Below are 24,950 nucleotides of genomic sequence, written 5' to 3'. Positions count from 1 at the left end.
ACTTGTCGTTGTCGTTCATTGCGAACGGAAGGGGATGGATAGTGCCGGGAGTGAAGCAATCTCATTTGCAGTGATGATCCTCCTGTGCGAGACTGCTTCGTTCCTCGCAGTGACGTCCGTGCAGGCGTCATTGCGAGGAGGCACGACGAAGCCTGCCTGACAGGCAGGCAATCTGACAAACAAAAAACGTAGATTGCCGCATCACTTCGCTCCTCGCAATGACGCGTTTTTTGAAGGGATTTTTGTCGTGCACCCGAGTGAATGGTGTAACAACGGACCTTCCTTAGTTAACTAAAAGGCCTTTATAAAGATAAGGTTCATCGCCTTGGCACTATTATTTCTGATCTTTTATAATCAGCTTGTCAACTTGCAACTCATGGATATGCAGTTTACCAATTTTTCCTTTGCCTATGCGGAGAGCACCGATTGCAAGTGCCCCTACAGCTACCGCGCCAATAGCCAAGGCTCCGAGAGCCATCGCTCCGAGGGCAATTCTACCGCCTGCGGCCTGTCCAACAACGGCATTTCCGATTTTACTGATATTACTTGGATTTTTCATGATGCTCTTTTTTACTTTCTGTAATTCCCCCTACAGCCTCTAGAATCCAATCCCGCAAACGCGGTGCAGATTCTTTTGTATCCCTACCCCACAATTCAAGATGCCTATAAGTAAGCTAATCGCCTTTCTTCTTCGGCACTTTGGCTCCTTCTTTTCTGGCCTCCGATAAGCCGATAGCGATCGCTTGCTTCTTGGAGGTCACTTTTTGACCACTCCCACTCTTGAGTTCGCCTTCCTTCATCTCCTTGATATTTTCGGCCACTTTCTCTTGTGCTTTTTTTGAATACTTTGCCATTTCTCCTCCTATACTAATATATAAGTGGAACAAACGATGAGGCGCTATGTTCTTCCTTAAGCTTAAAATTGTCAATGAACGCTTGACGAAAGAGAAAAAGGAAAATCCATGCGATCGGTACCTCGTTTCGTGTTGGTGCTATCGCGCATGTCAAATTCCAGAACGGCGCCTTTTAACAACTCTGAATGGCTTAGCCAATTTTTGCCATAGGCTTTACCATTCCATTTCAGCTCATGGATATAGCTGTTCTTCTCGCTATTGTTCGGAGCCTCTATCACGATCTGATTCCCGTTCTCCAGGCTAAGCACGGCTTTTTTGAATAAAGGAGCGCCCAGCACGTACTGGTCTGTTCCTGGTGTCACTGGATAGAAACCAAGCGCCGAAAAGACATACCAAGCAGAAGTCTGTCCATTATCCTCGTCGCCGCAATAACCATCGGGCTGGGCGTTGTAGAGGCGGTTCATGCTTTCCCTCACCCAATACTGGGTTTTCCAAGGCGCACCCGCATGGTTATAAAGGTAAATCATGTGCTGTATGGGCTGATTGCCATGTGCATATTGCCCCATGCCGGCCACCTGCATTTCCGTCATTTCGTGTATCGGCCCTTTTCTAGGCCCCCACCCTACCTTAGGAGGCAATATGAAAATGCTGTCCAGCTTGTCCACAAAAGCCTTGTCGCCGCCCATGAGCTCTTTCAGGCCGGCAATGTCGTGGAAGACCGCCCAAGACCAGTGCCAGCTATTTCCCTCCGTGAAAGAATAATTCCAGTCATAGGGATCAAAAGGGCGAAAAAATTCACCATTGGCATAGCGGCTATTCATCAAGCCGTATTCTGAGTCAAATAATTTTTTGTAATTGAAAGATCTATTCTTATAAAGATCTATTTCCTCTTGAGGCCTGCCGAGCGCCATGGCCAACTGATAAACGGCAAAATCGGCATAGGCATATTCCAGGCTTCTGGCCACATTGCCTTTGATATGGGCATCTTGTGGAATATACCCCAGGTCGTTATAATAGTCCACGCCAAATCTGCCCACGGAACTGACGGGACCAGATTGCCTGGTGTTTTTCACCATGGCTTCATATAGCAAAGCAGGGTCAAAACCTTCGATACCCTTTACGTAGGCATCTGCGACAATGGAGGCCGAATTGGATCCGATCATGCTCTCGCGATGGCCCGGACTCGCCCATTCCGGGAGCCAGCCACTTTCCTTATACGTATTTTCCAAGCCCTGCATGATTTGGCCGTTCAGCGTGGGGTACATCAGGTTGAGGAAAGGGAAGAGTGCCCGGAACGTATCCCAAAAACCCGTATCTGTAAACATATAGCCCGGCAGCACCTGTCCGTTATACGGACTATAATGCACAATATTGCCTTGTGCATCCACTTCGTAAAACTTCCGGGGGAACAATAGGCTACGATAGAGGCAGGAATAAAAGGTTTTTAACTGCTCTTCCGTACCACCACCCACTTTAATCCGTCCCAGTTCCTTATTCCATGCTGCTTTGGCATATTGAGCTACCTCTTCCAAGCTCTTATGCTCAATTTCTTTCATATTGAGGCTGGCTTGCTCATGGCTGATGAAAGAGGAAGCCACCCTGGCATTCACTACCGTTTCGGCAGATTTCTTGAAATAGACGGCCGCCATCACATGCTTGCCTTTCAGTTCCTCGATATCCGAAACAACCTTCCCATCGTTCCAAAAAACAACCCTATCGATTTCCTTATCAAAGGAAAGCTCAAAATAATTTTTGAAATTGTCGGGCACGCCACCGCTGTTTTTGGTGCTATAGCCTATCAGCTTATGTTCAGAAGGCAAGACCTTGAGGTACGATTCTTTGTCAAAGGCATCAACAAGCACATAGCTGCTGTCATAATCGGGGAAGTGAAAACGAAATGCGGCAGCGCGGTCGGTAGGTGCCAATTCCACCTTGGTGTCGCAGTCGGCCAGGTATACTTCATAATGATAGGGACGGGCATGCTCTGTTTTGTGCGAAAACCAGCTGGCTCTTTCTTCCTGATCAAATTGGGGTTCACCAATGCCGGGCATCAGGGAAAACTGCCCATAGTCGTTGATCCAAGGACTAGGTTGGTGCGTCTGCTTGAAGCCCCTGATCTTATCGGCACCATAGGTGTACATCCAGCCATCGCCCATCTTTCCTGTCTGCGGACTCCAAAAGTTCATGCCCCACGGCACGGCTATGGCGGGATAGGTATTGCCGTTGGAAAGACTAAACTTGGAATCTGTTCCGACCAAGGGATTGACATATTCTTCCGGATGCGCAACCAAGTCTTGAGCCTTCGCTCCAAGGGCCATAAACAGAAGCGAGAAACAAACAACTATATATTTCATTCCATTAGATCATTTACGGGTTAGCCAAATAAACATTAGGGCATGGTCAGTTTTACCATGACGGGGAAATGATCGGACAGTGTCCTGGCCCTGTAATCCTTTAGAGAAACCTCCCTGGGAAAATTGCCCGATTGGTATGCTTCTTCCTTATCATGAAGCTTGGACCGATAGGTATCGGTGAGGACGCCATAATACCGTACTTTGAAATCAGGTGTTAGAAAGACATGGTCTATCCGGCTTTCGGTCTTGCTATTGGGATTGAAATTGTTAAAAGTACCATTGGTGGCATATTTGAATGCAGCCACCTCAAAGGCATCCTTTAAGATGGGGGTACTGGTCAGCACGGCGTAGCTGGGGCTCTGCTGATCGACATTGAAATCGCCTGTCAGTATTGCCGTTTGATTATGGGCAAGCTCCTGCACCTTTTGCAAAATCAATTTGGCACTTTCGCTCCGCGCCACTACGCCCACATGGTCGAAGTGTACATTGAAGAAATAAAGCGCTTTGCCATTTTCCTTGAGTTTCAATTTGGCCCAACTACAGATTCTCGGCAATACGGCGTCCCAACCTTTGTTCGGTCTATCCGTCTGCTGGGAAAGCCAAAAATCGCCGTGATCTTCCAACAGGAATTTTTCGGTGTTATAAAATATGGCCGAGTATTCGCCAGCCTGCTTGCCGTCATCACGCCCAAGACCAGTATAATCGTAGCCCGGCAAGTCGCGCTTCAAGTCTTCCAACTGATGATGAAGTCCTTCCTGGGTACCAAACACATCAAATTCGTGGAAACGTATCATCTGGGCAATGATGGGATAGCGGTCTTTCCAACCATCGCCATTGGCCGCATCCGTCTTATTGTTGTCGTTCCTTAGGTTAAACGTGGCTACATTGAGGTCTTGCGCGTGGATGTGGCCACATATGCACAAGAAAAGAATAATACTTGCTCTAATAACTGTTTTCATAGTTCTATTGTTCAGAATTGGTATCTATAGGGGCTAAGATATAAATTAAAACGTTTTAGCCAATTTGCTTCACGTTCTTTAACGCTTTATTAACAAGATTCTTTTAACATATGGCATTAAGGGCAATTTTATAGGAAACACTTACTATAAATCCAATTTATATCCAAGGTATCTCCAAGGTAAGTCCAAGTTGTATCTAAGTATTACTTGGATTTTAAATAGAGATATATTAAATTTGATTTTCACTTACTTAGAATGTCGGTTATATCAATCCGACACATAGATAGACGAGAGAAAGTATGGCAATAGTAGATTCGCAGGGCTTCGTGCGGGGTAAACTGAACGACGAGGTCATATACAGGAAACTGAACGGCAAGAATGTATTACAGTATAAGCCAGCCGAAGTAAAACGTAGCTTCAAGGCAAAACTGGCTGCCCACGAATTTGGCATAGCGAGCAACGTGGGGAAAGCCATCCGCATGCTGGCGGCAAAGCCAAAGGAGTTGCGGGACGCCAATATGCATGCGCGATTGAATACCCTCTTGACCAAAAGCCTTAGACGAGTGAACCGAGACATCGGCGAGCGCGATATCCGCGACATAGACCCTGCCGACCTTATCGGGTTCCAGTTCAATATGGATGCCCCCTTCGAAAAAACGCTCAATTTTCCCTTGCGGTGCCATGTTTCCGAAGAGGGCATTATCCATTTTACTTTGCCTCGGCTAGCTGATGACGCACGTATAGCCTTCCTCAAAACCAGGGATGGCAAGAATGCCAAGGCCAGCTTTGACCTCATGGTAGCCCGTATGGATCTTCAGCATTCACGCTTCCAATTGTTGGAACGCGTGGATATAGAACCTTCCTCGCAGGAAGGTATCGAATGGGAATACTGCCGTCGATGGGAAAAAGACAACCTGATACTATTGTTCGTCTCACTCTCCTATTACATGGAAGACTGGGCGCAAAGGAAGATCCCCCTTAGCAACAAGGCATACAATTCCTCGGGCATCCTTGCTTCGTTCTTTGTAAACGACGAGCTATTTTCGCTCAATCAGGCTCTTCCCGGTATAGAGGAAAAAGAAGCGATAAGTGCTATTTTCACCTTTGACAATAAAGCTCTTTCCAAGCGAAGTGATATTAAGCAGGAGATTAAAAGGCAAAACACCAAGGCTTGATCCGCCATACTATCTTGTCAATTAATCCTATCGCTACAACCGCAACCTGAATCCAGCAGACAAGTCTATGCGCGAGAGATTCTCACGCTGGTCCTCTTCGAGTTCCAGGGTAGTCTCCTGACCGCCGCTGCTCACCTTCAGTTTACGCAGGTTGCCCCCCAGCAACGATGCGCCCAGCGAGAGCGACAACTTATTGCCCAGGGGTATGTCCACCCCGCCCTCCACCGCAGACCCGAAGGTGGAACCCGACAGTTTTAGCGACTGGCCCACCACCAGCGAATTGTCCACATACGATAGGTAACCCAGCGACACATTCACGTAGAAGTTCGACCTGCCCGTACCAAATGGGCGTCGGACGAAAAATGTCGGGGCAAAGAACTGGATGGCAATATCGTCGCTCATGCTGCCGTAGCTCACCTCACCCGTGTCATAAGTCAGGGTGACATTGTCCACCTGCCCCTTGCTGGCATAGCGCGAATAGCTTGCACCAGCGCCCATGTCCTGCCGCCAGAAATAGCCTAGCGAGCCCCCCAAATGCCAGCCAGATTTCAGCTTCTTGACGTAGTCGGTAAAGTCTCCCATTTGGCTACTTACCTTTGCTATACGGTAGCTCCAGCCCCCGTGGAAGGATAGCTGCCACTTGCCGATTTCATTTCCCTCGTAGCCCAGCGTATCAAGCGCTGATTCCCAATGGCTTTCGGTTTCGGCTTTCATGGTTGCATATACCGCGCCCCAGCATGCTGGCAAGCACATGGCCGTACCACATAGCAATAGCCCCAAAAGGCCTCTTTTCAGTTGTTCCATCTGATGTTGTTGATTTAAGTTGTTTGAGATTGTGTTGTCTTGTTTGTTATTGCGCTACCACCTACTACTACAATTAATTATACGACCATGTGATTGCTTGTATCGATATCAAGCCATCATCTACGTCCATCGGCTGATGCCAAAACCATTCAAATCCGGTCGAATCGCCTGCCTGTCCATCCTCTTGTTTGTGTCTGAAAAGAATTTTCCTACCCAGATGAAACACGTTTATGGAAACAGAACAGCTATTTTCTACCTGACCGACAGGCTGATCTCCGCAGAGGTCAATTTAATTTCTTTTTCACAGATTAGCAATACCCATTTTCGGGTAATTTCATCAACCTAAAACGCTGACTTGATGACCATAAGGCTTATACAAAACAGCATGTATCCATGCGCTATTTTGGACTATGTTTTCCTTCGACTGCCGCATTCTTTGGCAGTTCAAAAAAATTATTTCAAAAACATTTGCTTTTATATCCAAGATATCTACATTTGTAGTGTACTATTTAACTAATACACTATATGATATCGCTCTCTCATCTTAGCTTCGGTTACAAGAAGAAAAAACTTCTTTTTGAAGACCTCAATCTACAGCTTTCGCCCGGCCACATTTACGGCCTGCTCGGAAAGAACGGTGCCGGAAAGACTAGCCTGTTAAAGAACATTGCAGGACTATCGTATCCCAAGGCAGGGACATGTTCGATCAATACCATGACCCCCAAACGCCGGCAACCTGCTTTCCTGCAACAGCTTTATTATTTGGCTGAAGAAATCTATGTACCGGATACCAAAGCGAAAGACTTTGTAAAAGGTACCGCTCCTTTTTACCCTAACTTTGACCATGAACAGCTCAATGCCTACCTCACAGATTTTGAGGTACCGCAAGACAGCAAGCTCACCCATTTATCTCTTGGCCAGCAGAAAAAGTTCATGATAGCCTTTGCCTTGGCCTGCAATACGCAGGTATTGATTATGGACGAACCGACGAACGGGCTGGATATACCTTCCAAGGCAAAATTCCGGAAGGTGATAGCCAATGCTTTCAGCGACGACCGATGCATACTTATTTCCACGCACCAAGTGCGCGATCTGGACAACCTGATAGACAGTGTACTCATTTTGCACGATCGGCGAATTGTACTGAACAAAAGCTATGAAGACCTCGGAAAGCAGTTGTATTTTGGTCTATTTGATCAAGAAATTGGCGGAAAGTCGCTCTATGCTGAAGAAACATATAGGGGGACATTGGGCATAGCCACCAATGACAATAACTGGAACAGCAAGCCAGACCTCGAACTGCTTTTCAACGCTGTTATATCCGATAACCAATCTTTAATCCATCACTTAAACCAACAGCCATCATGAACGATATCTTTGACATAGCACGTTTTGGCTATTTGCTCCGCAAACATTTCAACGAAAATGCCAAAACCTACATCATCAGTCTCATTGTGTTTATTGCGATATTAGGCGTTGTCTTTGCCTTTATGACCTACTCTGGCGGTAGAAAAACGGTTGACATCAACGAACAAGCCGTCACTTACTTCGTTTCGCTCTATCTCGGAGGTTTTATCTTTGCCGGTAGTACCTTTAAGGAATACCACCTGCCGCGCTCTGGCATATCCATGCTGATGCTCCCCGCCTCTACGCTAGAAAAATATTGCTTACACTGGCTGGTTACCTGTGTTGGCTTTGCCCTTTGTCATTTTGCCGTATTTCACGCCACGCAATTCCTCGTGTTCAAATCGGTTTCCTATTATCTGGGGATAGAAAACACCTATTTCAACATCTTTACCAATCCAGGTTCCGTCCCCGTAAATTGGCTGTTCCTACTATATGTATTGATCCACAGTGCCGCGTTTCTGGGTTCCATCAGTATACCTAAAAGATCGGTCATTTTCTCAGCGCTTATCGTCTTTGCCTCGGTAGGCGCATATATCTATACCAATCATCGGATTACACTTGCCATTTTTGGCAGCAATTCCACGCCCTTTCCTTTGTTCCCCTTAAATACCATGAGTGAGCAGGGTTGGGCAAGCGTCAGCTTCGACAATGTCGAGATGCTTGGACAAAGTGCCTTGCTTGTCCTTGCATTGCTCCTATGGGCAACGGCATTTTTCAAATTAAAGGAAAAGGAGGTCTAAGCATGGAATTTAGAAACAACGAAGCCATATATGTTCAAATTGCCAATTATATGAGCGAACAGATCCTATTGGGAAAATGGGAGATAAACGAAAAGATCCCTTCTGTACGAGAAACGGCGACCGAGCTAGAGGTAAACCCCAATACGGTCATGCGCAGCTACGAACAATTGCAGCAGGCTGATATTATATTCAACAAACGCGGCATTGGCTTCTTTGTAAGTCCGAACTCGCACCAATTGATCAAGAAGCAGCAGCGCGAACAGTTTATGCAGGAAGAATTACCAATCTTTTTTCGCAAAATATACCTTCTAGGGATTCCATTGGAAGAGATTCGAGAAAAGTACAATAGCTATATAACCGCCACGTATAAAAACAAATAGACATGAAAACCAGCAATATATTACTGATAGCGACTGGAGTGCTCTTGCTATCGGCCATTTTCATCAATGCTTTTGCCCTGAAGTACAAAATCGATCATGGAGACTATACCATTCGGAACGACATTTACGCAGCGGACTTGGGCAAGAAAGAAATGCAAAGAACAGATCTCGCTCCCGGTATTTCAAAGGTAGCGCTAAAAGGTCCTTTATCGGAACTAGACATCCTCATCAAATATGACACCGTGGCCCATGCCGATATCACCAAAGGCCTCCCTATCGTGGTAAAGCAGGAAGGAGAAACATTATCCATAAGCTATGCAAAAAACATTCCCGACAATCTGGATTCGCTTTGGCATCTTGCCAACCAAAGGGGAAACATAAGCATCTATCTCAACAGTCTAAAAGACGTATCGAACGAAGGCATTGCCTTTACCGTTACCCATGGCAAGGGGAATAATACAAGCTCCGAGACCGTCTATTTTGGTTGCAAAATAACGCTCGATGGCTTTCGAGAAGATAGCCTACACATCGAAATGCGAAAGGCGGGACGGATACATTTCAATGATTTAGCTATTAAATCCATAGCGCTTGATATGGATGGCCAAGCGGTAGCTACTATAGACAGTACTAGTCAGTTGGGACAACTTTCCCTTACGGGCAGAGATTGGGCAAAGTTTGAATTGAACAAAGCGGCTATCAAAACCCTAAACACGGATCTGCAAAACGAAGCAGAGATTAAATTGAAGGGGACGAGAGTTCAGCAGTAAAACCACTATGTCCAGAAAAGCAAGAGGCTGTCCGAAAAGTCTGTCTATGCGTCATTTCGAGCGAAACAAGGTGTAGTCGAGAAATCTAAAAACATGAAATTCAAACATATAGATTCCGCTACGCGCCAATCGGAATGACGATGCGTGTTACTTTTCGGACAACTCCTTGTTAAAAAGCTACTTTTTCCCGCTCATATAAAACACCAATTCGCCGCCCTGGAGCAAATCGGATAACACTCAAAGAACACGAAATACCAATTACGAATTCAATACGTTGAGATAAGATGAACTAAAACCCGTCCACGGGGTTAAGTCGGACAAATGCTGTATAAAGACACCAACCAATGATGATTTCTTTAAACACTCGTACATAGAGACGACTCAACCGTAAAACGTTAACAGAAAGTTAACAGTCATACTATCATTATTTTAATACAGTACATTAGTAATGAGAAACGAATCCTTTAGGAAGTGAGTATTTTAGTGAAACATTGTTCCCACAACCATGAAAACAACTTATAATCGACCGCTACTGTCAAAAACCCCTTGCTCGATAAACTTCCTATCCATCTTACTGTCGATCATTATCCTTGTGTTTTCATGCTTGCCAACTATCGCTCAAAACGAGTCAGCTGCAAGCTTGGATTCGCTGCTGCAGGATTTTGGAACGCCTGGTCAGTTCGTCATCAAAGGTCAGGCAAAACAATTCAAACGTGATTTCTTTGAATTTGTCATCACGGGTTTTGGTGACAATGAACGAATGGCGGTACCAGTTGACAAAGACGGCCACTTTGAAAAAAGTTTCCCTGTTATACTAGAACAAGATATATACTTATACCTTAACGGTGACGCCATTACCTTTAGCGTAGGCGAGAGCGACACCTTGGAAATCCAATGGGATGAAGCAGACTTCCAGAATACCTTTTCCGCCCATAGCAACAACACGCATCGCAACCCCATTCTTAGTGTGCAATGGGATTTGTACCAACGATTTAGAAAACCGAACCTAACTTTACAAAGCACACTATGGGAAAACAGGCAGATATGGACAGAACAAGAGAAATTTGACAAAATCAATGATCTGTTCAACCAAGAAGTTCAACTTATATTAGACCATTCGGACGAAGGTAAAAAACCTTTTGCAGGTCTTCTCGTTGGACGATATTTCGAATATTGCCAATTGCTCAACGATGCTGGGCTGCTCGGGAAAAAAGACTTAACCATTGACACTACATATAATAAAGTTAATCATGCGATGGTCATGGCTTATCCCATACTATCGTTAGGCCCCCAATATAGGATTCAAAGCGAAGCATGGTTTTGTCACGTTCCGGCATACCGCGATTTTATCTATACTTATGTAAGGATGAGCCGGCCGTTCAATATCGTTGTCAACGACTACAGTTATCCATCCAGCTACCAACTCACTAGCTCACTATATCAAAGTATTTATAGGGTGTGGGGCAGCACCAGTTCGATTTTGATGCGTGACTGGTTCGTTGCCAACATCGTCAGCCGTTCCTTCCGTTATGACAGCTTTGCCTTAGCAGAAAATGCCTTTGAAAAATTTTCACCAGATATTCATACCGCATATTTCAGGTCCTTGTTAAGCAACTCGTACCAAGCAGCCAAAGCACTAAAACCAGGCCTTCAGGCGCCACCTCTCGCTTTAATGGATACAAATGGCAAGATGGTGAATCTGAGCGATTTCAGGGGAAAAGTAGTATACATCGACTTTTGGGGTGTTTACTGTGGCCCTTGCATACAAGACATTCAACAAGCGGTTCCCAAGCTACATGAGGCTTATAAGGACAAAGATGTGGTGTTTATGAACATCTGTGTCGATGTGGACGAGGCGCGATGGAAGGCGGCACTGGAAAAGTACAAGTTGGACGGGATCAACCTCATTGCCCCCGGCTGGTCTAGGAATCCCGCCATAGAAGCCTATCGAATAAAGGCCATTCCACACTACTTGATCATCAATAGGGATGGCACTATCGCAAATAATAACGCACCAAGGGCCATAGAACTGCTAAATATGCCGAAAAACGAAAATGAACTGGAGAAAGCTTTAGCAAAGCCATAAACTTATTAATCGACAAAGAAAGATGACTACGCATCTAAAATCTTGTATTACACTAATAGCGCTATTTGTCCTCCTATCGGCACAGCCCCAGCTATGGGCACAAAAGGGTGGTTCTATCCTACCCACCGTGCAGAAGCATAAACAAATCTATGCCATGTCCTGTATCCCCTCGTCTGTGGAAATGGTTTTAAAGTTCAACCGAAAAGTAGGTACTGGCTTCTATGACTTTCAACAACAATGGAAAAACAAAACGGATGGCTCTTTTGCCAATTTTGATGGAAAAACCATCCATGGTCTCACCTTTACCCACCGCTTCAAAGATCGTCGGTCACCCGACTTCCCCATCAATAGATTATTTGCCACCATTGATAAAGAGCTGTCCGAAGGCAGAAAAGTCATCGTATCGCTCGTATCTGGCCCATCGATGTGGCATATCTACGTGATAGACCGTCAGACCGCCCAGGGCGATTACGTATGCTACAGCAGGGCCTACGAAGACGATCAAGTGCTGGAGCTCACGAACACAAAGGAAATCATCCGACAGATGCGGGGAACAGATATACTCACCTATACATCCAATTGACACAATACCTTTTGCCATGCGATCAACCCTTGTCCTACTACTCTTGCTACTTTCGTCTTGCTACCTGCGTGCCCAAAACAAAGGATCTATCACGGGCCTTGCCCACCGCGCAAATAACGAACCCATAGAAAAGGCTACGGTATCCGTTATCAACGCGAGCGACTCCACGGTATTGTCCTACACGCTCACGGACAACAAGGGCCAATTTAAAATGTACCGTCTCCCGATAAACCAAAAGCTTCTTTTGGTCATCAGTCACGTAGGCCTCAACGCGCATCGGCAAACTTTCGTTCTACCAAATGAAAGCAGCAAAGATTTCGAGAATTTGCTGCTGGAAGAGCAACTGTTGGACGAGGTAGTGATCGATGTGGGGCAGCCACCTATACGCATGAATCAAGATACGCTGGAGTATAATACGGACTACTTCAAAACACGCCCGGGTGCCAATGTGGAGGCGTTGCTGCAGCAACTCCCTGGCCTACAAGTCAACCTAGATGGCACCATCTATTATGAGGGCAAGGAAGTCAGCTCCGTGAAGGTGAACGGAAAGGAATTTTTCGCCCAGGATTTACGCATCGCCACCAGAAACCTCGACGCAGATATGGTGCAGACGGTGCAGGTGTATAGGGACAAGGGCGATTCCAAAAGGCCTGTAGACAACGAGAATGACCTGCCCATTAGCATCAACCTGAAATTCAAACGTGCACTTGTGCGCACGGATTTTGGAAAAGCCTACGCCAGTGGTGGCTCGCGTGACCGGTACGAAGCCGGTGCGCTCTTGAACACGTTTAGGGATACCCTACAGATCAGCCTTATTGGCTTTGGGAACAACATCAACCGGCAGTCCTTTGACTACAGCGAGCTTTCGCAACATGCAGGCCTAGGTAGATCGGAGAACTTCGGATTTGGAAACTTCGGGGGCGCCAACTACTTTGGCGTGGGGAATGATATTTCAGGGGGAACCAACGTGAATTACGATTGGGGCAAGGTCACCAAATTGAACCTCATGTACCTCTATGCCTACAAAAACAGTGTACAGAACACACTGTCGGAGTCGGAAACCGACTATGGTAGCACCACCCAATTCAGCAAGAACAATTCAAATAACGAAAGGCGGGAACATCGGCATACGCTGAATGGCAAATTTCAACATAAATTTGACACCACATTCTTCCTGCGTTTCGAACCAAAACTAGGCCTTAACCGGAATACATCTGCCAACGCGAACATCAATGACCTAGCAGATCCCACAAGCGCACTCAACACCAACCGCAACAATTCAAAAAGCGCTGGCAACAGCATAGACTATAGCCACAACTTCTATGTAGAGAAAAGCTATTACAAAAAGGCGGTCCTATCCCTTAACTATTCGCAGTCCATCATGGACAGTAGAAACAACTCCGAAACACAGCAATACACGGCAATATTTGGCGAAAGTGGTTCTGAAACGAATCAACTGATCACCAACTGGTCTCCTAACGACAACCGCAACAGCAACGTGCGGCTGAACACATTAATTCCACTAAGCGAAAAGTTCCGCACAGATATTTTTGGTCAACTGATCTATAACAGGACTAACAGGAAGGAACATATCCACGCTATAAATGACACAGAGTCTTCCCTACAAAACGACCTCCTCTTCCACTCTACGGAATATATTACCGGTGGCCTATTAACTTGGCTCATTACTAAACGGATATCCTTAAATGGAGGCATTTCTACGCTATGGCGCGGCAATGACTTTGATTACCTCGGTGTATTGCCAAGCCGCAAAGTCGACAAGCAATATTGGCTTCCCGAAGCCCAACTGCGCTACAACAGCTTCACCCTAAAATATGAACAGCGAGTTCAGGGCCCCAGCCTTTACAGCATACAGACCGTAGACAACCGCATCAATAACCTGTACTATACGCTAGCTTCCACCGATTTTGACAACATCAAGACAGAACAATTCAACGTCAACTATTCCAAGTACGGCATGAAAGGTGGATTTTATGTTTATGGCAATTATATGATGCAAGATAAATCCGTTGGGTATTCGACAAATAGGGATTTGACCAATGGCCGTAGCGTATCTCGGCAATATCAAGCCCCGGGAACAGACCGGATGTACATGGGAACTAATGTCAGCCGAAGGATAAACCTGGGAAAATCGTGGCATCTCAACGCATCCTCCAATCTAAACGCCAATTTGAACCAACAATATACCACCATCAATGACATTGAAAACAAGTCTAGCAACTTGAACTTCACGTGGCGCCAAGAGTTCACGCTGTCTTGGCAACAATGGCTAGGAATCTCCCCGTCCTACCAGTTTGGATGGAACTCAAACAAAAATTCGGTCCAGAACGATAATTTCAGGGACATCAACTACGCAACTCACCAAATAGGTATAGGTGCTACTGCCAACAAAATAAAGGGGCTAACACTGGAATGCAGCTATAACCTGCGCAATCAGGCAGGTGGCATATCCAACAACCAATCCTATCATCTACTGAACACATCGCTGTATTACAACTTCAAGAACGATAGTCAAATCAAGCTTAGCGCCTTTGATATGCTGAACCAAAACAACAATGTCTACAGAGGAGGCTCGGCCAACTCCATTTATTACTATGAAAGCAATGTATTAAGGCAATATTTTTTACTGGGATACGTCTACCAATTTAGACAGGCAAAGACGAAATAAAGACAAGAAGCAATTTAATTTGAACAATAATGAAATGCAAAATCATCCTCCTATCTCTTTATTTGACCTATTGTCATGCTTTATATGGCCAATGGGAAAAAATACCGGACTCGGTTTCATTATGGATAGATGCCCAACTGGAAATTGATGCAGGGGAGACAACCAAGCTCGTGGGATATATCCAAGACTACCCAAATAACGTTCATTTAAAAACCGGTACGGCAGATCTCTATGACCCCGTTGCCAGCGAAGAACAAATCGCTTTAATCTCATTTGATAAAGATGGACGCTTCGAGGCCAGCTTATCGTTGAAATATCCGAAATACCTACAATTGTACTTTGATGATATAGCTACTTATGTTTATATCGAACCTGGAGCAAACTTGGCCATCCTTCTGAACTGGAACGAGATATATACCAAAGCATCAAAAGGGTATAGTCTGTTGAGAAATGTCCATTATAAAGGCAAAAATGCCAGCGTCAACGCGGAACTCGTCAAATTTCATCTAGCCTTGAATGACCAGGAGATTTTCCTTGACTTTGCCGACAAATTAGCTCCTGACGCCTTCAAGAAATGGCAAATTACACGTTGGGATTCTACGTTGCATAAGTTTTACAAAGAGGCAGATTGGGCGAATAGCTTACCATTAACCAAACACATCGTCCAAAACGAGGTAAACAGCCATTACGCATCCCAATTGCTTAAATATGCAAACAACAGGGAAAAACGGGATGATTTTCCGGACAACTATTACGATTTCCTAAACCGGATTAACTTCAATGACAGCAGTTTAATTGCATGCCCTTCTTTTCTTCAGTTTATCAATTCTTTTGAAAATAGTCCCCCTTTTATCATTCCTATCCCGGTAAACGTTGCGCCTAAAAAAAGTGTGCTCGACTTTATGCGAGAAGAACTCGACATGGAAGCTACGGAAGCCTATCGCGAATTTAAAAGCCTTACGGAAATTGCCAACGAGACAGATAGTGGTAAATCCGACTCCGCCCTACGAGAAATCGCCACATGGCTGGCCAACAATCCAACTATATTGCAGAAGTATCGCACCTACAATTCGCCAATACAAAACCGTAGTTTAAAAGCTAGCAGCCTGCTGCTGCATTGGGCAGCGAAAGATTCCGTATTAACAAATAACTTTAAATTGGAAAAAAACCTGTTATACAATATTATGAAGATAAGAGCCCTCAAATCACATTTTCAATTAATGGACCGAGTGGAAGGTAAGGCGTTCATCCATTCATTCAAACAAGGGATAGACTTTCCGTGGTTAGTTTCGGAATGTGACCGACTTTATGAACAAGCCTATCAAAAGGGGCCAGTAGATGGCTACCCTTTACCAGAAACAAAAGGTGGAGCGCTTTTCAAAAAAATCATTGCTCCCTATAATGGAAAATTCCTGCTTGTCGACTTCTGGGCGATTTACTGTCCTCCCTGCATCTCCAACATCCAAGACAAACAACAAACTAGAGCAAAATTTCGTAAAAATGATGCCGAACTCGACTTTCTGTTTATCACATCAGAAATTGGATCGCCTCAAAAAAAATACGATGATTTCGTGCGTGAACAGGGGCTGTTCAACTCCATCCGCCTTTCAAAAGACGATTACTATCTCTTGCAAGATCTCTTCAATTTTAATGGAATTCCGAGGTATGTCTTAGTCAACAGAATAGGTAATATTATGAATGATGATTTTCCGTTTTACCGATTTGAAGGCGAGATGCGATTACTTGCAGAACAATATGGCCTTACAAAAATTACGTTCCCGTAAATTGAGACAATCACTTGTCTAGTGGGGCGATCGGATCGCCCCACTAGACAAGTGATTTTATCCTGCAGATTTAATTTATCTTTTCCCGCTCATATAAAACACCAATTCGCCGCCCTGGAGCAAATCGGCATGGTGCAGTTTGTAGCCTTTTACTTCCTTGCCATTCAGCGTCACCTTCTTGACATATACATTCTTGTCCGATTGATTGATGGCGCGTATCTGTATGTTTTTGCCATTTTCCAGACGGATGGATGCACTACTTACCGCAGGACTGCCCAGCCAATATTCGTCTGAAGCCGGAGCCACTGGATAAAATCCTAAGGAACTGAAGATATACCAAGCACTCATTTGACCGCAATCATCATTGCCGCCCAAGCCGTCAGATCCATTGTGGTATTGATTCTTAAGGATCATCCTGATCTTTTCCTGCGTCTTATAAGGTTCGCCAGTAATGTTGTACAGATAGGCCACGTGGTGCGATGGCTCATTGCCATGCACATAGTTGCCAATAATCCCCTCACGAGTGATATCCTCCGTATTGGCAAAGAACTCGTCCGGCAAGTGCATGGTAAAGAGCGAATCCAGATAGCGGGAAAGGCGCTTCTTGCCTCCCATATTCTCCATCATAGCGACGGGGTCATGTGGTACATAGAGACTGAAATTCCATGAATTGCCCTCTATGAAACCTTGACCATGCGTTTCCAATACGTCAAATTCCTTCTTAAAGCTGCCATCGGCCAGTTTGGGTCGCATAAAGCCAATGGATGGGTCATACACATTTTTCCAGCTGGCAGCCCTTTTTATGAAGGTATCGTATATATCGGTCTTGCCCAAATGTTTGGCCAATTGCGCAATGCACCAGTCATCGTAGGCGTATTCCAAGGTATTGGAAACCGACGTACCTGACTTTTCTGCCGGCACGTAGCCTTTGTCGATGTATTCGCCTATTCCTTCATAGCTCCTCCTGTTGGCCGTAGTGACACAGGCCTCCAACGCTTTTTCCGCGTCACCCTGATAGACCCCCTTGATGATGGCATCGGCCACTACGGAGACACTATGATAACCACTCATGCACCAATTATCATTGGCATAATGCGACCATACTGGCAACATGGGCAAGGCGCTCTGATCGTAATGCGCCATCACGGAAGCCACCATATCGGCATTGCGCGAGGGATTGATAAGGTTGAGATAAGGATGGAAAGCCCTGAAGGTATCCCAAATGGAGAAAGAGGTATAGTTGGTAAATCCTTCTGCCTTGTGCACTTCTTGATCTAGTCCCTTATACTCCCCATTCACATCCATGTAAATGCTAGGCATCAGCGCCGCATGGTACATGGCCGTATAGAAGTTGATACGATCTTCGTCCGTAGGTACATCCACCCTGATTTTTTCCAGTTCCTTTTGCCACTGCGTTTGTCCATCTAGCTTCACTTTGTCGAAATCCCAGTGAGGTACTTCGGCCTGCATGTTTTCCAGCGCATTGCGCATGCTCACCGGGCTCAGTGCCATTTTCACCTTGATCTGCTCACCTTCCTGGGTATCAAAATCGAAATGCATGCGCAGCTTCTTGCCCGCTACGTCCGGAAAGTTCTTGGACTGGTCAAATTTGCCCCAGAAACCTCGGTACACCTTAGGCCCATCGTTATTCTGTGTACCGTACTCTTTGAAAGGCTTGGAAAAGCTCATGGCAAAATAGACGGTTCGCGTGCGGGCCCAACCGTTGGTCTGGCGGTAGCCTGTGATCAGGGTATCGTTTACCACGCGTACCACCGTCCACACATTCTTGTCATCATAGTTGTATATCCCCGCCATCAGGTCTAGGATAATATGCGATTGATCCGACTTGGGAAAGGTGTATTGATGGAAACCTACACGCGTGCTGGTGGTGAGTTCGGCCAAGATGTTGTCGTCATCCAACTTCACCTTATAATAATTTGCCTCGGCTACTTCATTGTCGTGGCTATAGGCCGAACGATAACCACCCTTTGGATTATCGGCTGTGCCGGGATTCATCTGTAAAGCACCCACGGTGGGCATGATCAAAAAGTCGCCCAGATCGGAATGCCCTACCCCACTAAAATGGGTGTGGCTAAAACCAACGATGGTAGGGTCGTCATATTGATAACCTGCACAATAGCGATATACCTCACCATTGTACCTACCGTCTACGGCATAGGGAATGGTATCGGTATCGGGACTGAGCTGCACGGAGCCAAAGGGCACCGTAGGCCCTGGATAAGTGTGCCCCATTTTAGCCGTACCGATTATGGGCTTCACATAAGGTACCAAATCATTTGTTTGCGCCCATATGGCAGCAGGCGACAATAGCAACAACGTAATTAAGCTTTTCTTATCAATCATTCTTTCTATCTATCTAGATAAATACTAAAAACGATGACAATTTAGGTATTAATACCTAATTGCCACCGTTCACAACACACAAATCAAATTTATTATTTCAACACTGGGTTTTGGGCATACTGAGCCCACCACTCGTCGACGGTCTTTCCAGTTTCGTCTTTCCAGAAAGCATCGGTATATGTCTTGCTACGCATGGCATGATCCAATTTCTTCACCAAGTTTTTTTGTCCTTGCTGTTCCATCCAATAGAAAAACCGAGCGGTGATGCGGTAAGCATTTTCATAGGATTGCTTCTCGTTAAATGGAGTCAAAGACCATCCAGCGCCTTCATTGTCCACACCCATGGTATAGCGTACATAATCGGCTATACCTTCGGTTATCCATCCCGGACCAGCGCCACGGGGATAGCTTTGTACCAAATGCATCACCTCGTGCGTGACCACGTCGATGTCATTTGGACTTTTCTTGAACCATTGTGGGTTGAAACGTACCAAGCCTCCGCCAGCAGCTGCTACACCGTCATATGCGGGATCGACAAAAAAGGTTACCTGACGAGTAGTCTTGGGGTTATATTTTTTTGCCTCTTTGGGGTACACCTCAAAGAACGTCTCAATCAAGCGCTGCTTCAATTCGGGATTGAAATCGGGCGATTTGTCAATGAAGATCAAGGTATATTTACCTTTCTTTAACGTGTCTACGATAGCTCCCGTAAGATCCATATCGTTCCAACTTTTTCTCTGTGCCTTACCTTCTTGTACCGCAATGACAGCGATAATTACTACGGCTAATAATGTTTTTCTAAGCATATAAATAGTATCTTTTATCTTGTGAAGATACAGCAAATTTGCTACTAATCTTGTCAATGAATCGCTAACGAATTGTTAATAGAACACAAATGAACAGAAAATGAAATCTTTATAGGCCAAGGCTACCGTTTTATTCGGCTCGCTAAGGAGAAAGACAACAAAATAGATATAAAAAAGGGCGATTACCTCTATAGTAATCACCCTTTCTCACTAATCAAAACAACAAACCACAATTAATTATAGCCAGGATTCTGCTGTAAATTGGGGTTCATATCTATTTGCTGCTGAGGAATAGGGAACAAGCTTCTAGTAGCTTGACTAGCTTGGTGATCCCACCACGATTCTGAAGTGAACTTACCGAAGCGTATCAGGTCATTCCTTCTAAAGCCCTCAAAAATAAATTCCCTTCCCCTTTCTGCCAACAGCTCGTCCAATGTCAAAGTAGCTGGCGTATAGGCATTAGCCGCCCAATCTGCCTCTGCAAATGCTCTCTTCCTACACGTATTTATCAGGTCTACGGCCTCTTGATTGGCCGTTCCTCCATTTTGACGAATGATAGCTTCTGCCTTTGCAAAGTAAATCCAAGTGAGGCGATAGATATTCCAATCGTTGTTGTTATAGTTCAGGTCGATGGGAGTACCATCATGCCCAACTAGCTGATTGCCCAATTTATATTTATTGAAACGAACACCGCTATTTTCTTCACCATCACTCATGGTTGAAGACGTCTCATTGACCGAATTTCTCCTGATGTTGTCAACAAAAACTAATGGCCGTTCATTATACTCTTCGGATCCGGTTACAACGGCACCCGTAGCAAAGTTGTATTGCGTACCTTCAAGCAACCATTCAGATTTTCTCAAGTCCTGGTCAGAGTACGTAGTATAAACCCCTGGGATCAAAACGATACCGTTATTGCCATTTCTTGCTCCACCGTATATTTCGCGCTGTTTGAAATGGAAAAATTCTCCTGGCCAAGAAGGTTGAAAATTGGCGGTCGTATAATCATATGCGATAGACATGATTACTTCCTTGGACAGGTCATTGGTATTTTTAAACTGGTCGATAATATTCGGATCCAATTCCATGGTACCATTTTGTCCTCCGGCTTCGCTATTGATCAACTTGTTGGCAGCGGCGATACAGTCATCCCAACGTGGTGTTCCAGTCCAAACTTCTGCGTTGAGATAAAGCTCTACGAGCATGGCGTAGGCTCCAGCTTGTGACATCCTTCCCATCATTCCTCTGGACAATACGGGAGCTTGATTTACATTTTCCAGAATCTCAGATTCTATGAAATTAAAAACCTCCGCTCTTGGCCTAGTTTCTGGTTGTGCGGGTATGCCCACTTGAGTTACAATAGGAATATTTCCAAACAAGTCCATTAACTTCAGGTAATGAAATGCCCTTAACAACTTCAATTCAGCAATAAAAGCAGCCTTTTCTTCATCGGATATACCCATGTCTGCGCTTTCCCGCGCTTCTAGATTTTCTATCGGGTCATTACACAAGCCCATCCCCCAATACATTAATCTCCAGGCATTGTTCAGCCCTCCTTCATCCACTGTCCAGGTATGGTAATGTAAACGTTTCCATTTGCCTCCGTCTTCACCATGCCTCCCTTTGGTAGGCCATGCCAATTGATCTCCTGACAATTCAGCAGGCCGCCACCAACCATCTTGTCCCGAAGGTGTAACCCAGGCATTGGCATGGGTATAAGGCCTCAAGACTGCCGAAAGTACTTCGTTCCGATTATTGTAAAAATCATCGGTCAACATTTGATCATATGCATTTTCCGTTAAATCGGTACAGCTGGCAAACGCGAGCATACCTAAGAAAACTGCTTTAAATAAATTCTTTTTCATCTGTATATCTTTTGTACGTGACATTAAAGTCACCTAACAATTAGCCTTTAATTATTTATCCCTAGAATCCAAAATTAACACCTATCAAAAATGAGCGAGTACTTGGATAAGCTCCCCGACTATCTATCCCAGGTCCTAAACCAGTATCCTGAATAAAATCAGGGTCATTGCCAGAGTAGCCAGTGATAGTCGCCAAATTCTGTCCTGTAAAGTACACGCGTAAGTTACGGAAATAAGTAGCGGGCAATTTGAAGGTATAGCCGATAGTGACTTCATCTATTTTCCAGTGGCTGCCACTTTCTATGTAGTAATCGGAATACATATAGGTATCGTCAATCTCCGCGTATTTTGTAAAGGCATCCTGCAACAAATTACCTTGCCATACCTTATTGCCATAGCTCAAAGCCATGGTATTTAGGATGTCGTAATCAAACTTACCTCGCATGAACACCCTAAAATCAAAACGTTTATAGGTAAAACTATTATTGATGGACAACAGGTATTTGGGAACCGCATTACCAATAGGTGCTAGGTCAGTTAATTCACGATTTCTGGAATTATTGATCTGGTCGTTGCGAACGGCTTCGCCATTCCGATTATAGAACAACCATTTCCCGTCTTCCGTAAACCCTGCAAAGCGCTTGCCCCAAAATTCACCTACACGCTCCCCTTCGTAGGTGACAATGGCATTACCCAATGCTCCCGCGCCACCTATACTTCCAAATTCCTTGTAATCGAGTGTATAGATATCATTGGAATAGCTATCCAAGGTATTCTTGGTAGTGCTCCCCACGAGATCTACAGACCAAGAGAAGTCTTTCTTGTCGATCGCTTTATAGCTCAAGCCAAGTTCTATACCTTTTGAAGAAATAGTACCCACATTGGTATAGATATTTGATTGGATAAAGGGCGGCTGTGGTGTGGTATAAGTGTCCAGCAAATCAACCGTCTTACGTTGGAAAACATCTAAATTACCGTTCAATTTTTGATCAAATAGCGTAAAATCCAGCCCTAGGTTATATTCCCTTTTGCTCTCCCATCTCAAATTTGGATTCGGATTTCTGTTTGGGCCATAGGTTTCCCTATAAGCCTCATCTGGGTAGAGATACCTTCCTCCGCCACCCAAAGTTACACGAGAAGCATTGTTGCTAAATCCAGAGTTACCCGTTTCGCCATAGCCCACGCGAAGTTTCAAGTAATTGACAAAATTTACGTTTTGCATAAACTCTTCCTCAGAAACGTTCCAACCAGCGGAAACTGCTGGGAAATTGCCCCATTTATTGTTGGTACCGAAGCGAGATGAGCCTTCACGACGTATTACGGCTTGCAGCATATATTTGCCGTTAAAAGCATAGTTAACTCTTCCGAAGAATGCGATCAGCTTATTGTCGTTCTTAAAACTACCCATACCGGCCCTACCGTCTATCAATGCGGTTCCTTGTCCCAAATTGTCTTCGTGAAAAAGGTCGTTGATAAAGCCACGGTTGGAAGCGCTCATCCCTTCTTCCTTATAATAGCGGTAGCTATATCCACCTATAACAGTGAAATTATGTTTTTCTGCAAACAGCCGATCGTATTGCAAGGTAGGTTCGAACGCATAAGCTTGGGACAGAAAATCGCTTTTTGCTGCCCAGGCTCCTCCTGGGTAATCCGTATTTTCAATGGAGGTTTCGCTATCTTGCGGTGCATATTGACTATCATTCCAAGAATTTCGCTGATAAGAGCCAAAAACCGTCCCTTTCAATCCTGCGATGATATCTAGGTCTGCTTTGAAATCGGCCGAGGTTGTCTGCTGTTTTCTAAAACTTGTCTCCTGCATCAAACGCGCGTACTCATTGGTGCTTTGCAGATCAAAATAATACGATCCGTCGTCGTTAAAGTTAGAGAACGTGGGATTTTTAAACAGTTCACTTTCCCATGCGCCACCACCTAGCAAATTAGCATTGTTGAAGTTGTTAACCAAATTCAGCTGCACATTCAAGCGATCGTTAAATCCTCTTTGATTCATGTTCAACCTAGCACCGAACTCCTGACGGCCATTTTCGAGGCCTATGCCTTCCAGATTTCTGTAGTTTACACTTGCCCGGTAATTGGTATTGTTGGTACCTCCGCTCATGGCAAAGTTGTGGTTATGCGATAGATTGTCATGATTGATCATCATATCGTAGAAGTCCGTACTGTAACCCCTATCTGCCCGAGATGAGCTAAGCTCGCCCGATGCAATTTTGTCCCTGAACTCCTGTGCGGTAAGTACGTTAGGTTTCCGTTGTACGTATTCCTTCCTTACATAATTGTTGTAGTCAAAACTAGCGGCTCCGGGTTTGCCTTTCTTGGTTGTCACCAAGATAACGCCCGCGTTAGCACTAGATCCATATATGGCCGCACCTGAACCATCTTTCAATACGTCAATGGACAAAATATCGTCCTGCTGCAATAGATCCATATTGCCCCCTGGGATTCCATCAATTACATAAAGAGGGCTGGCAGAACCTGTTACCGTAACCACACCACGCAGTTGCACGCTGGGACTGGAGTTGGGATTAGATCCGCTGGTACGCGTCACCTGCAGACCAGGGACTTTGCCCTGTATCAAATCCAGTGCATTTCTAGAACCACTTTGCCTAAATTGAGAGGTATCCACGTGTGCCACAGCAGAAGTCACTTCTTTTTGCTTCAGATTTCCGTAGCCCACTTGGACCACTACTGTCTCCAAGGATTGAATGTCAGAGTCAAGGGACACATTGATACTTGACCTACCATTCACTGCCAATTCTTGCCCCACATAGCCTATGGATGAAAATACCAATGTTGCCTGTGCAGAAGCATTAATTTCATAACGCCCATTGCCATCGGTGCGCACGGTCTGTCCACCTCCTTTTACAGTTACCGTTACCCCTGGCAAAAGTTCTTTTGTTTGCACATCTCTAACAACACCACTTACTTTGATGTCTTGTGCAGAAAGATTTCCACTTAAAATAATAAGCGAAAATAGCATTATGAGCCCTCGTTTGAACCCGATTAATGCCGTTGTCAATTTTTTGAGTTGATAATTGTCCATAATTTACAAATTTTAGTTTAGTCAATTCTTACATGTCAAATTGCGAAAGCGAGGTTATAGTTATAGGTTTAGTTTAAATAAAAATTTTAATTTAACTCCAATTTTAAAACGATTTAGCAATTACAACTAACCCAATATTGAATCTCCTTGCTTAAATTCTCCACTCATAATTGGTAACGGTAAAATTACTTTAATTGGCCTAACCTAGTTGTCAACAGAAACCCAACGAATTGTTAATACATCTTTAACAAGCTCTTTTTTGATTGTATTTTTAA

At 44.8% G+C, this 24,950-nt stretch carries 18 protein-coding genes; 9 read left to right on the top strand and 9 right to left on the bottom strand.

From position 1 onward, the window contains the following. Nucleotides 1-334 precede the first annotated feature (334 nt). The 4 genes from A37S_RS0109020 to A37S_RS0109005 form a co-directional block, all read right to left on the bottom strand. Nucleotides 335-559 (bottom strand): hypothetical protein, encoded by a 225-nt coding sequence (locus tag A37S_RS0109020; protein WP_028296707.1) that lies wholly within the window; start codon nt 557-559, stop codon nt 335-337. A gap of 115 nt (nt 560-674) precedes the next feature. Then, a complete protein-coding gene (locus tag A37S_RS0109015) occupies nt 675-854 on the bottom strand; it encodes a DUF6496 domain-containing protein (protein WP_028296706.1) in 180 nt (59 codons plus the stop codon). A 71-nt stretch (nt 855-925) separates the two neighbouring features. Then, complete coding sequence (locus A37S_RS0109010) at nt 926-3,208, bottom strand: GH92 family glycosyl hydrolase (RefSeq protein ID WP_028296705.1); 2,283 nt, start codon at nt 3,206-3,208, stop codon at nt 926-928. A gap of 35 nt (nt 3,209-3,243) precedes the next feature. Next, complete coding sequence (locus A37S_RS0109005) at nt 3,244-4,167, bottom strand: endonuclease/exonuclease/phosphatase family protein (protein WP_028296704.1); 924 nt, start codon at nt 4,165-4,167, stop codon at nt 3,244-3,246. Between the two features lie 299 nt (nt 4,168-4,466). Between A37S_RS0109005 and A37S_RS0109000 the strand changes: the two genes are divergently transcribed. Beyond that, a complete protein-coding gene (locus A37S_RS0109000; protein WP_028296703.1) occupies nt 4,467-5,342 on the top strand; it encodes a hypothetical protein in 876 nt (291 codons plus the stop codon). Between the two features lie 33 nt (nt 5,343-5,375). On the opposite strand, the gene A37S_RS0108995 is transcribed toward A37S_RS0109000, so the two are convergent. Beyond that, nucleotides 5,376-6,146 (bottom strand): porin family protein, encoded by a 771-nt coding sequence (locus A37S_RS0108995; protein ID WP_028296702.1) that lies wholly within the window; start codon nt 6,144-6,146, stop codon nt 5,376-5,378. Between the two features lie 525 nt (nt 6,147-6,671). Between A37S_RS0108995 and A37S_RS0108990 the strand changes: the two genes are divergently transcribed. The 8 genes from A37S_RS0108990 (at nt 6,672) to A37S_RS0108955 (ending at nt 16,582) form a co-directional block, all read left to right on the top strand. Continuing rightward, nucleotides 6,672-7,514: an ABC transporter ATP-binding protein gene (locus tag A37S_RS0108990; RefSeq protein WP_028296701.1), complete on the top strand. Its 843-nt coding sequence runs from the start codon at nt 6,672-6,674 to the stop codon at nt 7,512-7,514. Then, on the top strand, nt 7,511-8,293 hold the full coding sequence (locus A37S_RS0108985; protein ID WP_028296700.1) for a hypothetical protein: 783 nt from the start codon (nt 7,511-7,513) through the stop codon (nt 8,291-8,293). The genes A37S_RS0108990 and A37S_RS0108985 overlap by 4 nt, the downstream gene beginning before the upstream one ends. Nucleotides 8,294-8,295: 2 nt before the next feature. After that, nucleotides 8,296-8,673, top strand: coding sequence for a GntR family transcriptional regulator (locus A37S_RS0108980; RefSeq protein ID WP_028296699.1), 378 nt, complete (start codon nt 8,296-8,298; stop codon nt 8,671-8,673). A gap of 2 nt (nt 8,674-8,675) precedes the next feature. Then, nucleotides 8,676-9,440 (top strand): hypothetical protein, encoded by a 765-nt coding sequence (locus tag A37S_RS0108975; protein WP_028296698.1) that lies wholly within the window; start codon nt 8,676-8,678, stop codon nt 9,438-9,440. A gap of 505 nt (nt 9,441-9,945) precedes the next feature. Then, nucleotides 9,946-11,526 (top strand): TlpA family protein disulfide reductase, encoded by a 1,581-nt coding sequence (locus tag A37S_RS0108970; protein ID WP_084163829.1) that lies wholly within the window; start codon nt 9,946-9,948, stop codon nt 11,524-11,526. A gap of 22 nt (nt 11,527-11,548) precedes the next feature. Beyond that, the gene (locus A37S_RS0108965) at nt 11,549-12,109 is read left to right on the top strand and encodes a hypothetical protein (protein ID WP_028296696.1); all 561 of its coding nucleotides are present in this window, start codon (nt 11,549-11,551) and stop codon (nt 12,107-12,109) included. A gap of 16 nt (nt 12,110-12,125) precedes the next feature. Continuing rightward, nucleotides 12,126-14,798, top strand: a complete 2,673-nt coding sequence (locus A37S_RS0108960; protein ID WP_036601949.1) for a carboxypeptidase-like regulatory domain-containing protein — start codon at nt 12,126-12,128, stop codon at nt 14,796-14,798. Nucleotides 14,799-14,827: 29 nt separating this feature from the next. Beyond that, a complete protein-coding gene (locus A37S_RS0108955; protein WP_028296694.1) occupies nt 14,828-16,582 on the top strand; it encodes a TlpA family protein disulfide reductase in 1,755 nt (584 codons plus the stop codon). A gap of 75 nt (nt 16,583-16,657) precedes the next feature. Here the strand turns inward: A37S_RS0108955 and A37S_RS0108950 are convergent, their stop codons facing one another. From A37S_RS0108950 to A37S_RS0108935, 4 genes are all read right to left on the bottom strand, one after another. Continuing rightward, nucleotides 16,658-18,946 (bottom strand): GH92 family glycosyl hydrolase, encoded by a 2,289-nt coding sequence (locus A37S_RS0108950; protein ID WP_157278530.1) that lies wholly within the window; start codon nt 18,944-18,946, stop codon nt 16,658-16,660. 92 nt (nt 18,947-19,038) lie between these two features. After that, entirely contained in the window at nt 19,039-19,752 is a 714-nt protein-coding gene (locus tag A37S_RS0108945) for a basic secretory protein-like protein (protein ID WP_084163828.1), read from the bottom strand. A gap of 233 nt (nt 19,753-19,985) precedes the next feature. Continuing rightward, a complete protein-coding gene (locus A37S_RS0108940) occupies nt 19,986-21,617 on the bottom strand; it encodes a RagB/SusD family nutrient uptake outer membrane protein (RefSeq protein WP_028296691.1) in 1,632 nt (543 codons plus the stop codon). 61 nt (nt 21,618-21,678) lie between these two features. Beyond that, nucleotides 21,679-24,675 (bottom strand): SusC/RagA family TonB-linked outer membrane protein, encoded by a 2,997-nt coding sequence (locus tag A37S_RS0108935; protein ID WP_051292910.1) that lies wholly within the window; start codon nt 24,673-24,675, stop codon nt 21,679-21,681. Nucleotides 24,676-24,950 lie beyond the last annotated feature (275 nt).

Source organism: Olivibacter sitiensis DSM 17696, from assembly GCF_000427965.1.
Taxonomy (GTDB): domain Bacteria; phylum Bacteroidota; class Bacteroidia; order Sphingobacteriales; family Sphingobacteriaceae; genus Olivibacter; species Olivibacter sitiensis.
This window is presented reverse-complemented; position numbering and strand designations above follow the sequence as displayed.

Coding starts and splice junctions, on each gene's coding strand:
- A37S_RS0109020 (WP_028296707.1), bottom strand. CDS start 559: ATGAAAAATCCAAGTAATATCAGTAAAATCGGAAATGCCGTTGTTGGA.
- A37S_RS0109015 (WP_028296706.1), bottom strand. CDS start 854: ATGGCAAAGTATTCAAAAAAAGCACAAGAGAAAGTGGCCGAAAATATC.
- A37S_RS0109010 (WP_028296705.1), bottom strand. CDS start 3,208: ATGAAATATATAGTTGTTTGTTTCTCGCTTCTGTTTATGGCCCTTGGA.
- A37S_RS0109005 (WP_028296704.1), bottom strand. CDS start 4,167: ATGAAAACAGTTATTAGAGCAAGTATTATTCTTTTCTTGTGCATATGT.
- A37S_RS0109000 (WP_028296703.1), top strand. CDS start 4,467: ATGGCAATAGTAGATTCGCAGGGCTTCGTGCGGGGTAAACTGAACGAC.
- A37S_RS0108995 (WP_028296702.1), bottom strand. CDS start 6,146: ATGGAACAACTGAAAAGAGGCCTTTTGGGGCTATTGCTATGTGGTACG.
- A37S_RS0108990 (WP_028296701.1), top strand. CDS start 6,672: ATGATATCGCTCTCTCATCTTAGCTTCGGTTACAAGAAGAAAAAACTT.
- A37S_RS0108985 (WP_028296700.1), top strand. CDS start 7,511: ATGAACGATATCTTTGACATAGCACGTTTTGGCTATTTGCTCCGCAAA.
- A37S_RS0108980 (WP_028296699.1), top strand. CDS start 8,296: ATGGAATTTAGAAACAACGAAGCCATATATGTTCAAATTGCCAATTAT.
- A37S_RS0108975 (WP_028296698.1), top strand. CDS start 8,676: ATGAAAACCAGCAATATATTACTGATAGCGACTGGAGTGCTCTTGCTA.
- A37S_RS0108970 (WP_084163829.1), top strand. CDS start 9,946: ATGAAAACAACTTATAATCGACCGCTACTGTCAAAAACCCCTTGCTCG.
- A37S_RS0108965 (WP_028296696.1), top strand. CDS start 11,549: ATGACTACGCATCTAAAATCTTGTATTACACTAATAGCGCTATTTGTC.
- A37S_RS0108960 (WP_036601949.1), top strand. CDS start 12,126: ATGCGATCAACCCTTGTCCTACTACTCTTGCTACTTTCGTCTTGCTAC.
- A37S_RS0108955 (WP_028296694.1), top strand. CDS start 14,828: ATGAAATGCAAAATCATCCTCCTATCTCTTTATTTGACCTATTGTCAT.
- A37S_RS0108950 (WP_157278530.1), bottom strand. CDS start 18,946: ATGATTGATAAGAAAAGCTTAATTACGTTGTTGCTATTGTCGCCTGCT.
- A37S_RS0108945 (WP_084163828.1), bottom strand. CDS start 19,752: ATGCTTAGAAAAACATTATTAGCCGTAGTAATTATCGCTGTCATTGCG.
- A37S_RS0108940 (WP_028296691.1), bottom strand. CDS start 21,617: ATGAAAAAGAATTTATTTAAAGCAGTTTTCTTAGGTATGCTCGCGTTT.
- A37S_RS0108935 (WP_051292910.1), bottom strand. CDS start 24,675: ATGGACAATTATCAACTCAAAAAATTGACAACGGCATTAATCGGGTTC.